The following is an 11805-nucleotide window of genomic DNA, read 5'->3' on the forward strand; positions in this document are numbered from 1 at the left end:
GCCCTGCCATAGCCCAGCTTCGTCCCCGGGGAACAGGCCGGATACCGCGCGGGTGCGGCCGTCGGGCGGAGGCGCCGGGTCGCGGAACCGGACGCGACTCGGGTTCCGCCGCCGGGGGAAAAGCCGATCTATGTTTGTAGAGATCTTTAAAAATCTGTCATTCGCTGAATATTAAATGATCTTTGCCATCATTACGAACATGATCATGCTCTAACTATCTGTGGTTGTCTTCATGCTCACGGTGGTCGGCTGTTTCGTCGGAGAACACAACCTGTGGCTAGTGGCGCTGGCCGCGCTGGTCTGCACCCTCGCGAGCGTTGCGGCCATCGAGCTGCTGACCCATGCCGTCCGCGCCGGAGGCCGGAGCCGCTACACCTGGCTCGCCGTGGCGGCGGTGGCAGGGGGCTCGGGAATCTGGGCGACGCACTTCCTGGCGATGCTCGCCTACGCGCCGGGGCTGCCGTCGGGCTACGGCGTCGGGCTGACGCTCCTCTCCTACGTCGATGCCGTCGCGATCACCGGCCTCGCCTTCGCGCTGGCCTCGACCGGCGGCCGGATCCGGGCGGCGATCGGCGGCGCCGTGGCGGGCGGCGGCATCGCGGCGATGCACTATACCGGCATGGCCGCCTATCAGGTCCCGGGGCATCTCGTCTGGAACCCCGCGGTGGTGGCGCTCTCGGTGGTCATCGGGAGCGCCCTGGGCGCCGTGGCCCTGGTGGTCGGCCTGTCGGCGGCCGCCTATCGCGGCCGGGCCCTCGGCGCCGGGCTGCTGATGCTGGCGATCTGCGGCCACCATTTCACCGGCATGGGTGCGGTGACCGTCCAGCCGGATCCGGCCGTAGCCATCCCGGAGAGCGCGATCCGGACCGAATGGCTCGCCACCGCCGTGGCGCTGGCGAGCTGCCTGATCCTGCTGCTGGCCGCCGCCGCCCTCGCGCTGGATCTGCGCGAGCGCAAGCGCACCGCGTTCGAGCGCGAACGCCTGCGCAGCCTCGCCAACGCGGCCGTCGAGGGTCTCGTCGTGTGCCGCAGCGGCCAGATCGTCAGCGCCAACGAGGCCTTCGCCCGGCTCACCGGCCTCGACACGGCCGCCCTGGTCGGGACGCGCCTGTCGGTCTACCTGCCGGGCCTCACGGCCGCGGCTGGGACGGCCGACCACCCGATCGAGGCGGAACTCGTCCCGTCGGGCGGGGGGCTCGTCCCCGTGGAGGTGATCCTGCGCCCCTTGGCCGAGTACGGCCGAGAGCCGCACTACGCCGTCGCGGTGCGCGACCTGCGCGCCCGGCGCCGCGCCGAGAGCCAGATCCAGTACCTCGCCCACCACGACGCCCTCACCGGGCTCGCCAACCGCACCAGCTTCCACGCGCGGATCGAGCGCGAGATGCGGGCGGCGGATGGCCTCGGGACCCGGCTCGCCGTGCTGTGCCTCGACCTCGACCGCTTCAAGGAGGTCAACGACCTGTTCGGGCACGCGGCCGGCGACGCGATGCTGCGCGACCTCGCGCTGCGGGTCGGCGGCCTGCTCGACGGCACGCAGCTGATGGCCCGGCTCGGCGGCGACGAGTTCGCCATCCTGACGCCCCAGACCGGCGACTCGGCCGAGCGGCTGGCGGAGCGGATCCTGGCCACGCTCGCGGCGGTGCCGGCGGCCTCCGGCCCGGTGATCGCCACGAGCATCGGCGTCGCGGTCTATCCCGACGACGCCGAGGATCAGCGGGCGCTCCTGAGCTACGCCGACGCCGCCCTGTACCGGGCCAAGGCCGAGGGGCGGGGCACCTGCCGCCGCTACGACGCCAGCATGGGGGCGCAAATCCGCGACCGGCGCATGCTGGAACACGACCTGCGCCAAGCGGTGTCCCGGGGCGAGCTGGAACTCGTCTACCAGCCCCAGACCCAGATCGAGTCCGGCGCGGTGACGGGCTTCGAGGCGCTGCTGCGCTGGCACCATCCGGAGCGCGGGGACGTCTCCCCGTCCCTGTTCGTGCCGATCGCCGAGGAGACCGGCGCGATCCTTGAGATCGGCGCCTGGGTGCTGCGCGAGGCCTGCCGGGCGGCGGCCGGCTGGCCGCAACCCCTGGCGATCGCCGTCAACGTCTCGGCGGTGCAGCTCCACAACCCGCATTTCGTGCAGTTCGTCCACGGCACCCTGTTCGAGACCGGCCTGAAGGCCGAGCGCCTGGAGATCGAGATCACCGAGACCGCGCTGATCCGCGATCCGGCCCGGGCGCTGCTTACCCTGCGCCAGCTCAAGGCGCTGGGCGTACGGATCGCCATGGACGATTTCGGCACCGGCTACTCGTCCCTGTCGAACCTGCGCTCCTTCCCGTTCGACCGGATCAAGATCGACCGCTCGTTCATCAAGGCGGTCCACAGCAACGCGCAGGGGGCCGCGATCGTGCGCTCCGTGCTGGGCCTGGGGCGGGGCCTCGGGCTCGCCGTGGTGGCCGAGGGGGTGGAGACGGCCGAGGAACTGTCCTTCCTGGCGCAGGAGAATTGCACCCTCGCCCAGGGCTACCTGCTGGGCCGTCCCGCGCCGATCGCGCGCTTCGCCGCCCACACCCACGGGCCCGGGCCGGAGCGGGCGGCCTCCGTGGCTTGAGGGTCTCACCCACCGAACCGGGTTCCCATAGGGCTGAGCCCTTCGGCGGGGCTCGGGGGCGGAGTCCCCGAGTCGCCACCCGGGCGGCCCGGGCCCCACACGGGGTCCCGGACCTTCGGGAACCCTAATCGGTCTCGCCGCGCAGCGGCCGGGCGAGCAGGCCGGCGATCACGTCCTCGACGCCGGCCCGGCCCGACACGATCGCCGCGACGGCCTGCGCCACCGGCATCTCGATCCCCCTGGCCGCCGCCAATCCGGCGAGCGCCGCCGCCGTGAAGGCGCCCTCGGCGAGCTTGCCGCCGGCGGCCTCCTCCGGGGCCGCCCCGGCGCCGAGCCGCTGCCCGAAGGCGAAGTTGCGCGATTGCGGCGAGGAGGCGGTGAGCACGAGATCGCCGAGGCCCGAGAGCCCCATCAGCGTCTCCGGCCGGCCGCCGAAGGCCCGGGCGAAGCGCATCAATTCGGCGAAGGCCCGGGCGATCAGCGCCGCCCGGGCGCTCTCGCCGAGCCCCCGTCCCGCCACGATCCCGCAGGCGATGGCCAGCACGTTCTTGCCGGCGCCGCCGATCTCGACGCCGCGCACGTCGTCGGTGTGGTAGAGCCGGACGCTCGGGCCCGAGAGCAGGGCGCAGAGCGACGCGGCGAGGCCGGGATCGGCCGCCGCCAGGGTCACGGCGGTGGGCAGGCCGCGGGCGACGTCGGCCGCGAAGCTCGGGCCGGACAGGACCGCCACCGGTGTTCCCGGCGGCAGGACCGCCTCGGCCACCGCGCTCAGAAAGCTGTCGCTGCCGCGCTCGATCCCCTTGGCGCAGAGGATCACCGGACCGGCCGTGGCGAGGGGCCCGCGCAGGTCCTCGAGCACGCCGCGGACGGTCTGGGCCGGCACGACCAGCAGGGTCGCCCGGGCGCCGGCGAGTGTTTCGGAGAGCGCCGTCGCGTGGATCCGGGCATGGAGCGGCACGCCCGGCAGATAGCGCGGATTCTCACGCTCGGCCTGGAGCTTGGCCGCGGCCTCCGGGTCGCGCAGCCACAGGGTCACGGGGTGTCCGGCGGCCGCGGCGGCGTTGGCCAGCGCCGTCCCCCAGGCGCCGCCGCCGACGACGTTGATCGGTGCGCTCATGGGGCCTCCCCGGCGAGGTCGAGCCGGTCGGGCGCTTGGACGCCCGGCGGGCCCGCCGCCCCGGCGATCTTGCCGCGCCAGGCCAGGGAGCGCCGATTCAACAGGGCGAGATCGGCGGTCCCGTCGAGGACCGCCTCGCCCAGGGCGATCGCCGCCTCCAGCCGATCCAGCGGCATGTTGGCGTGGGCGGGCGGGCGGACATGGTCGCGCCAGGGGCCGCCGCAGGCGTTGTCGAGGAGGATGCGGGCGAAGCAATGGTCCAGCCGCACCGGCCAGTCCGGGCGGGCGGCCCCGGGCAGGCGGCGCGCGACCAGGTCCCGCCACTGCGCGCGCCGGTCCGCGTCGGTCATCCGGCCGGGACCGCGTCCCGGGCCGGGTCGGCGGCGAGCGGCCAGCGGGGCCGGGCCGGTGCCGTCAGGTCGTCCACGAGCCCGAGCCGCAGGCGCTCCAGCCCGGCCCAGGCGATCATGGCGCCGTTGTCGCCGCAGAGCGGCAGGGGCGGGGCCACGAAGTCCAGGCCCGCCTCCCCGGCCAAAGCCGCCAGCGCCCGCCGGATGGCACCGTTGGCCGCGACGCCGCCGGCCGCCACCAGGGCGGTCGGCCGGCCGGCGACCCCCGAGAAGGCCCGCAGCGCCACCCGGGCGCGGTCCACCACCACGTCGACCACGGCGGCCTGGAAGCCCGCGCACAGGTCGGCGACGTCGCGCTCGGCGAGTGGCGCGATCCGCTCGGCCTCGATCCGCAGGGCGGTCTTGAGCCCCGACAGGGAGAAATCCGCCTCGCGCCGGCCGAGCATCGGCCGGGGCAGGGCGAAGCGCTCGGGGTCGCCCGATTCGGCCATGCGCTCGACCTCGGGGCCGCCGGGATAGCCGAGGCCCAGGAGCTTGGCGGCCTTGTCGAAGGCCTCGCCGATGGCGTCATCCACCGTGGAGCCGAGGCGCACGTAATCGCCGACGCCGCGCACGGCCACGAGCTGGGTGTGGCCGCCCGAGGCGAGGAGCAGGAGGTAGGGGAAGGCGATCCCGTCGGTCAGCCGCGCGGTAAGCGCGTGGGCCTCCAGGTGGTTCACGGCGAGCAGGGGCTTGCGGGTCACCAGCGCCAGGGTCTTGGCGGTGACGAGGCCGACCAGCACGCCGCCGATCAGCCCGGGCCCGGCCGCCACCGCGATCCCGTCGAGGTCGGGGAAGCCGATCCCGGCCCGGTCGAGGGCGCGGGCGATCAGCCGGTCGAGCACCTCGACATGGGCGCGGGCGGCGATCTCGGGCACGACGCCGCCATAGGCGGCGTGCTCGGCGATCTGGCTCAGCACCTCGTTGGCGCGGATCTGCCCGACGCCATCCTCGTCGATGGAGACCACGGCGGCGGCGGTCTCGTCGCAGGTGGTCTCGATGCCGAGCACGGTCTTCACGGGGCGTCCCCTCTGTCAGCGGCCTGCCGGGACGGCGTAGTCCGGGCACCGGGCCGGTGCAATGCCGGCCCGGTGCCGGGGCCGCTCAGTCGACGGCGACCATCACGTCGGAGGCCTTGATCACCGCGTAGGCCGGGCCGCCCGCGACGAGCTTGAGGGCGTCGACCGATTCGTTGGTGATCGAGGCGGTCACCACCTGGCCAGGGCTGATCTCGATCTTCACGTGGGCCGTGGTCGCCCCCTTGTCGATGGAGACGACGGTGCCCTTGATGACGTTGCGCGCGCTGATCTTCATGCTCTGGCCCGAACTCCGCGAACCGCCCGGGGGGCGGCTTCGGGGGCGGTTCCTACAGCATGACGGCGTCCGGCGCGACCGGTTCAGCGCGGGTCGTCCTCCGGGTCGCCCCCCGCCTCCGGGTCGGCCTCCGGGACGGGGGCGGCGCCCCAGGCGGCGAGCGCGGCGTTGAGGTCGTCGAGGACGAAGTGCCGGGCGCTGTCCCGGTCGTAGCCCTCCGCCAGGAGGTCGTCGTAGTCGGTGAAGACGTGGCGGGCATAGGCGACGAGGGCGAGGCGTGCAGCGGTCCCGGGGGTGGCCCCGCGCAGGCCCGGGCTCGCCAGCGCCCGGCCGAGGATGGAATCGGCCTCGAAGTCCGGCAGGCGCGGGGCGAGGTGGGCGAGGGCATCGGCCACGGCCTCGCGGCGGTTCACGGGCGGTGACGGGGCATCGTTCATCGGGCGAGCGGTCGTCCGGGGTGCGATCCTGCGGGGTGCAAACCTGCGGGCCGCATGATTTCATCACGCGGATCGGTTAAGGTCACCCGGAGAAGAAGGCGGGGGCGACGAACGATCCCCCGCCGGGGAGAGAGCAGGTCCATGGCAGTTCTTCGTCACGCGGTGATCCTGGGCCTCCTGCTCGGGACGGCGCCGGCCCTGGCGCAGAGCCCGGCTGCCAGCGTCGCCCCGGGCGCAGGCGTGAACACGGCGCCGAACGCGGCCCCGGTCGGCGGTCGCCGCCTCACGGCCACGGGGCAGACCAAGCCGCCCCCCGCCTCTCCCGCGGCTCCGCCGACGCCCGTGAACGAGGCCGAGATGATCAAGGCCCAGAAGGCCGCGGAGGCCCGCTCGAAGGCCTGGGACGGCCGGATGCGCAACACGATGGGCTCGATCTGCCACGGCTGCTGAGCCCGAAACGCGAAGGGGCCGCCCGATCCGGGCAGACCCTCCGTCGCGACCGTCTCCGGGGAGACCTTAGCGGGAGTAGAACTCGATGACGAGGTTCGGCTCCATCTGAACGGGATAGGGCACCTCGGACAGGCTGGGGATGCGGGTGACGCGGGCGGTCATCTTGGCGTGGTCGGCCTCGATGTAGTCCGGCACGTCGCGCTCGGGGAGCTGGCTCGCCACGATGACGATCTCGAGCTGGCGGGAGGATTCCTTGACCTCGATCAGGTCGCCGGCCTTCACCTGGTAGCTCGGGATGTTGACCCGCACGCCGTTGACCTTGACGTGGCCGTGGTTGACGAACTGGCGCGCCGCGAACGGGGTCGCCACGAACTTCGCCCGGTAGACCACGGCGTCCAGGCGCCGCTCGAGCAGGCCGACTAGGTTCTCGCCGGAATCGCCGCGCAGGCGGATCGCCTCGGCGTAGTAGCGGCGGAACTGCTTCTCGGTGATGTTGCCGTAATAGCCCTTGAGCTTCTGCTTGGCGCGCAGCTGCGTGCCGAAGTCGCTCATCTTGCCCTTGCGGCGCTGGCCGTGCTGGCCGGGGCCGTATTCGCGGCGGTTGACGGGGCTCTTCGGGCGGCCCCAGATGTTCTGGCCCATGCGGCGGTCGAGCTTGTGCTTCGCCTGAATCCGCTTCGACATGTATTCGCGTCCTCTCGGTATCGAGATTGAGGAACGCGCCCTCCTCTTCCCGGACGCTCACGGTCCGGGACGACAGGGCGGGAGGATCCCGCCCACGGGTGCGCGTGAAAACGCGACGGGGCCCCGTTGAGGAGCCCCGTCGACGGCCGGTTCCATACGGGAGGCGCGCCGCGGGGTCAACCGCCGCCCGCTCAGCCCATCTCCTCCCAGGTCACCCGCCCGACGCCGGGCAGACCGCGCAGGCGCTCGACGAGGCCCAGGGACCACGCCGCCGCCTCTCGCCCCCGGTAGGCCCCGATGCAGCGCAGGCTTGCCGCCTCGGCATCTGCCTCCAGCACGCGCGAGCGGATCCCGAGGCCGGCACCGGCGAGGACCTTCAGGAGCGTCGCGTGGGAGGTCGTGCGGGGGTCGAACGCGACGGTCATCGTGCCGTAGCTGCGCTGCCTGAGCGCCCGCTCGACCCATCCCAGCCCCTGCAGGGTGGCGAGGGTCGCGCCGGTGGCGCACAGGCCGAGCCGCCACGCCCCGGCGCCGAAGCACAGGCCGATCACGGTCACCAGCCAGACGGTCGCCGCCGTCGTCACCCCGCGGACGATGTTGCCCTGCTTCAGGATCGTGCCCGCGCCGATGAAGCCGATCCCGGCCAGGACGCCCTGCGCGAGCCGCATCAGGTCAAGCTTGAACAGGCCATTGCCGGTCTGGCCGGTCTCCACGAGCAGCCAGTTGCCGAGCTGCATCGCCGTGCAGGCGGCGACGCAGATCAGCACGTGCGTGCGCAGGCCGGCGGGGTGGCCGAGCTCCTCGCGGTTCCACCCGAGCAGGGCGGCCGCGCCGAAGCTCAGGGCGAGCCGGATGAGGAAGGTCTCGATGGTCGGGTCGGCGAGCATGGCGGGACAGGAAGGCCGATCTAGAGGAAGGGCGCGAGGCGCTCGTCGCGGGCGACGTCGCGGCAATGGTCGAGGTAACCGCTCTGATGGAGGCCCATCAGCGTCGTGACGGACGACCACAGCCAGTGCGGGGCGGGCCCGTCCCAGCCCCCCTCCTCGACCTGCCGCCGCCACGCGGCGCGCGCCTCCGGCGCGAGCTGCCGGCCGTGGGCGCGGCCGACCACGACGGCGAGGCTCCTGGCCACGCGCACGCCCTCGCCCTTGGAGAACTGCTCGGCGACGATCTTGAGGTCCTGCGGCAGCAGGGCGCGCACGATCACCGGGGTCGCGCCGATCTGCCCGGCGATCATCCGCTCGCCGAGCGCCGGGGACAGGGCCCGGGCGCCCGCTACGACGCGGTGCGCGGGATCGGCGGGGATCGTGGCGCCGGGCGCCAGCGGCGCGAGATGCGGCACCGCCTCCTTCACGTCGATCAGCGCCACCCGCGCCCGGTCCTGCGCCCCTTCGATGCGGACGAGGGCCGCGAGGCGCATCCGGCCGAGCGAGCTGCAGCCCTTGATCCAGAAGGCGGCGTCGACGAGGTCGATCCGCGCTTCCGCGTCGAGGCCGAGGACCCGCCGGGCGAAGGCGGGCTCGCGCAGGAGCGTCTCGACCCCCGTGCGCTCCCCGGGCTGGAGATCGAGGAAGCGCTTGCCCCGGGGAAGCCGTGCGGATTTGCCCCGCAGCCGCTCCTTCGACAGGTGGCGCCAGCGCCGGCCATGGGCGAGGCGGCGGGTCGTGGCGACGATCACCGAATCCGCGTCCGGGACGCCGGTCTCGTCCGGATCGGACAGGCCCGCGGCGTAGCCCTCGGCGATCGCCCGGATCATCCGCGCGACCACGAGGCCGGACAGCGGTGCCGTGAGTCCGGCCGTCACGAGGGAGAGGGTGAGCCGGACGAGGTCGAAGGCCGGGTTGCTGACGACGCTCTGGTCGAGATCCCGGATCTGCATCCGGACCCGACCCTCGGCATCGGCCAGGGCGCCGATATTGCCGAGGTGGCAATCCCCGCAGATCCAGACCGGCGGCCCCTCCGGCAGGGTGCCGGGCGGAAACTGCGCCACCCATTCGTAGAACCGGGCCGTCGAGCCGCGCACATAGGCGAGCGGCGAGGCCGCGATCTTGCACAGGCGCCGGCTCCGCAACAGCTCGGCCTCACGGCCGTCATCGGACCGGACATGGATGTTCATCGCGCGTGTGGGCTCTCGTGCAGGATGGGCGCCGCATTGCCGCGCGGCGGGGCCGGGGGCCGCCTCGGCGGCCACGGTGTCATGAAACCGTCATCTCGAAGACGGTTTCCCTATCCGACACTAAATTCCCTTTCACAGGGGCGGAGCGGGTTCGCGACCCGGGACCGCCGACACGGGTGCGCGTAGAACGCGACGGGGCCCCACGCGGAGCCCATCGACGGGCGGGTCTTCAGGGGATGGACGCGTCCGGGTCAACCACCGGGGGATTCAGGATGGATGGAAAGGTCGCGATCCGGCGCGGGGCGCCGGCGGACGCGGAGGCGATCCGGGCGCTGGTCGAGGCGGCCTACACCAAGTGGATCCCGGTGATCGGCCGCCTGCCGACGCCGATGCGGGCGGATTACCGCGACGCCCTCCGGCACCACCGCTTCGATCTGCTGCAGGTCGGCGACGCGTTGGCTGCGCTGATCGAGACGACGGGGGAGGGCGACGACCTGCTGGTCGTCAACGTGGCGGTGCATCCGGCCTTCCAGGGGCGGGGCTTCGGCACCCGCCTCCTGGGACTGGCCGAGTCGATCGCCGCCGGGGCGGGGCTTGCGCGGCTCAGGCTCTACACAAATAAAAAATACGTCGCGAATCTGCGCCTCTACGGGTCGCTCGGCTACCGGGTGGAACGGGAGGAACCCTATGACGGCCCGGGCCGGACGCGGGACGACGACGTCACCGTGCATATGGTCAGGGACTTGGCGTGAGCGGCTCGGCGATCGATCCCGCCGTCGTCGCGAGCGCAGCGACGCGAACCAGGGCGGCGCGCCCGTACTGAGCGAAGCGCGGCCGGATGGGTTCGCTCCGCCCGCGCGGACGGCAGATCCACGTCCTGCGGCGCCAGGACAGCCTGCCCCTCAGGTCACCACGCTCGGCTCGGCCCGGCCGGTGCGGGGCTCGATCTCCGCGAGGGCCCGGGCCGCAGCCACCACCGGCGCCAGAACCTCGGCCACGGGCAGGTCGAGCCGGTCCGGGGCGTTCTCGTAGCGCTCCAGATAGACCCGCAGCGTCGCCCCGGCGGTGCCGGTCCCAGAGAGGCGGAACACGGCGCGTGCGTCCTCGGCGAAGCCGATGCGGATGCCCTGGCGCTCGGTGAGCGAGCCGTCCACCGGATCGCGATAGGCGAACTCGTCGGCGGTCGAGACCGTGAGGTCGCCGATCCGGGTCCCCGGCAGCCCGGCGAGTTTTTCACGGAGCGCGTCCATCAGGCCGTTAGCGGCGTCCGCATCCACCTCCTCGTAGTCGTGGCGGGCGTAGTAGTCGCGCCCGTAGGTCCGCCAATGGGTCCGCACCAGGGCATCGGCGCGCTCGCCCGTGGCCGCCAGGATGTTGAGCCAGAGCAGCACCGCCCAGAGCCCGTCCTTCTCGCGCACGTGGTTCGAGCCGGTGCCGGCGCTCTCCTCGCCGCACAGGGTGATCAGCCCGGCATCCAAGAGATTGCCGAAGAACTTCCAGCCGGTGGGCGTCTCGTAGGCCCGGATGCCCAAAGCCGCCGCGACCCGGTCGGCGGCGCGGCTGGTGGGCATGGAGCGCGCGACGCCCGCGAGCCCGCCCGCATAGCCCGGCGCCCGGTGGGCGTGGGCGGCCAGCAGCGCGAGGCTGTCGCTCGGCGTCACGAACAGGCCCGGGGCCACGATCATGTTGCGGTCGCCGTCGCCGTCCGAGGCGGCGCCGAAATCCGGGGCGTCGGGCCCCTGCATCAGCTCGAACAGGTCGTGGCAATGGACCGGGTTCGGATCCGGGTGGTGGCCGCCGAAATCTTCCTTCGGGATCGCGTTGACCACCGTCCCCCGAGGCGCGCCGAGCATGCCCTCCAGGATCGAGACCGCGTAGGGGCCGGTCACCGCGCTCATGGCGTCGAAGCGCATCCGGAAGCCGGAGGCGAACAGGCGCGACACCGCGTCGAAATCGATCAGCGTGCGCATCAGCGCCGCGTAATCGGCCACCGGGTCGATCACCGTCACCGTCATGGCGCCGAGCTTGGTCTCGCCGAGGGTGTCGAGGTCGAGGTCGGGGGCCTCGACGAGGCGGTATTCGGTCAGCGCCCTGGCCCGCGCGAAGATCGCGTCGGTGACCGATTCCGGCGCCGGGCCGCCGTTGGCGGCGTTGAACTTGATGCCGAAATCGCCCTCGGGCCCGCCCGGGTTGTGGCTCGCCGACAGGACGATGCCGCCGAGCGCCTTGGATTTCCGGATCACGCAGGAGGCGGCGGGCGTCGAGAGCAGGCCGCCTTGCCCGACCAGGACCCGGCCGAAGCCGTTGCCGGCGGCCAGCCGCAGCGTCGTCTGGACCACCTCCCGGTTGAGGAACCGGCCGTCGCCGCCGAGCACGAGGGTGGCGCCGGCCTTGTCGGGCAGGGTGTCGAAGATCGCCTGGACGAAGTTCTCGACGTAGTTCGGCTGCCGGAACACCGGCACCTTCTTGCGCAGGCCGGAGGTGCCCGGCTTCTGGTCGGGGAAGGGGGTGGTCGTGACGGTGGTCGGAGTCGTCATGGGCGGGCGTCTCCCGGGATCTCCCGCCTCCATGCCCGCCCGGAGGCGCGGCGTCACGCGTTCCGGCGACAGGGGCGGGTATTTTTCACGCGCTTTGACCGGATCGGGCGACGGAACCGGCGGCCTGTCGACCGGCCCGCGCCCCGGGGCGTTGCGCCGGCC

11 protein-coding genes and 1 pseudogene are annotated in these 11805 nt (G+C 73.1%); 3 read left to right on the forward strand and 9 right to left on the reverse strand.

Features of this window, described 5'->3' with window-relative positions; genetic code table 11:
* The first annotated feature begins 232 nt into the window (after positions 1-232).
* Positions 233-2599 (forward strand): bifunctional diguanylate cyclase/phosphodiesterase, encoded by a 2367-nt coding sequence (locus tag AC3IF1_RS16935; RefSeq protein WP_489218561.1) that lies wholly within the window; start codon positions 233-235, stop codon positions 2597-2599.
* Positions 2600-2723: 124 nt separating this feature from the next.
* Here the strand turns inward: AC3IF1_RS16935 and AC3IF1_RS16940 are convergent, their stop codons facing one another.
* The 5 genes and pseudogenes from AC3IF1_RS16940 to AC3IF1_RS16960 form a co-directional block, all read right to left on the reverse strand.
* Entirely contained in the window at positions 2724-3716 is a 993-nt protein-coding gene (locus AC3IF1_RS16940; RefSeq protein ID WP_243973717.1) for an NAD(P)H-dependent glycerol-3-phosphate dehydrogenase, read from the reverse strand.
* Between the two features lie 26 nt (positions 3717-3742).
* A pseudogene (locus tag AC3IF1_RS16945) lies at positions 3743-4066 on the reverse strand (GNAT family N-acetyltransferase); the annotation flags it as partial.
* Entirely contained in the window at positions 4063-5124 is a 1062-nt protein-coding gene (gene tsaD, locus AC3IF1_RS16950) for a tRNA (adenosine(37)-N6)-threonylcarbamoyltransferase complex transferase subunit TsaD (RefSeq protein ID WP_243973716.1), read from the reverse strand. The gene tsaD and the pseudogene AC3IF1_RS16945, both read right to left, overlap by 4 nt.
* An 85-nt stretch (positions 5125-5209) precedes the next feature.
* Positions 5210-5419, reverse strand: a complete 210-nt coding sequence (locus AC3IF1_RS16955) for a TOBE domain-containing protein (protein WP_243973715.1) — start codon at positions 5417-5419, stop codon at positions 5210-5212.
* A gap of 83 nt (positions 5420-5502) precedes the next feature.
* Complete coding sequence (locus tag AC3IF1_RS16960; protein ID WP_489218562.1) at positions 5503-5856, reverse strand: DUF2293 domain-containing protein; 354 nt, start codon at positions 5854-5856, stop codon at positions 5503-5505.
* Positions 5857-5997: 141 nt separating this feature from the next.
* Between AC3IF1_RS16960 and AC3IF1_RS16965 the strand changes: the two genes are divergently transcribed.
* On the forward strand, positions 5998-6306 hold the full coding sequence (locus tag AC3IF1_RS16965) for a hypothetical protein (RefSeq protein ID WP_489218563.1): 309 nt from the start codon (positions 5998-6000) through the stop codon (positions 6304-6306).
* A gap of 66 nt (positions 6307-6372) precedes the next feature.
* On the opposite strand, the gene rpsD is transcribed toward AC3IF1_RS16965, so the two are convergent.
* From rpsD to AC3IF1_RS16980, 3 genes are all read right to left on the reverse strand, one after another.
* Entirely contained in the window at positions 6373-6990 is a 618-nt protein-coding gene (gene rpsD, locus AC3IF1_RS16970; protein ID WP_243973712.1) for a 30S ribosomal protein S4, read from the reverse strand.
* Positions 6991-7181: 191 nt separating this feature from the next.
* Entirely contained in the window at positions 7182-7877 is a 696-nt protein-coding gene (locus AC3IF1_RS16975; RefSeq protein WP_489218564.1) for an MgtC/SapB family protein, read from the reverse strand.
* 20 nt (positions 7878-7897) lie between these two features.
* Positions 7898-9106: a DUF2252 family protein gene (locus AC3IF1_RS16980; RefSeq protein ID WP_489218565.1), complete on the reverse strand. Its 1209-nt coding sequence runs from the start codon at positions 9104-9106 to the stop codon at positions 7898-7900.
* Between the two features lie 272 nt (positions 9107-9378).
* On the opposite strand from AC3IF1_RS16980, the gene AC3IF1_RS16985 reads away from it, so the two are divergent.
* The gene (locus AC3IF1_RS16985; RefSeq protein WP_489218566.1) at positions 9379-9858 is read left to right on the forward strand and encodes a GNAT family N-acetyltransferase; all 480 of its coding nucleotides are present in this window, start codon (positions 9379-9381) and stop codon (positions 9856-9858) included.
* A gap of 150 nt (positions 9859-10008) precedes the next feature.
* On the opposite strand, the gene AC3IF1_RS16990 is transcribed toward AC3IF1_RS16985, so the two are convergent.
* Positions 10009-11643, reverse strand: coding sequence for an alpha-D-glucose phosphate-specific phosphoglucomutase (locus AC3IF1_RS16990; protein ID WP_489218567.1), 1635 nt, complete (start codon positions 11641-11643; stop codon positions 10009-10011).
* Positions 11644-11805 lie beyond the last annotated feature (162 nt).

This window comes from Methylobacterium sp. E-012, from assembly GCF_057836545.1.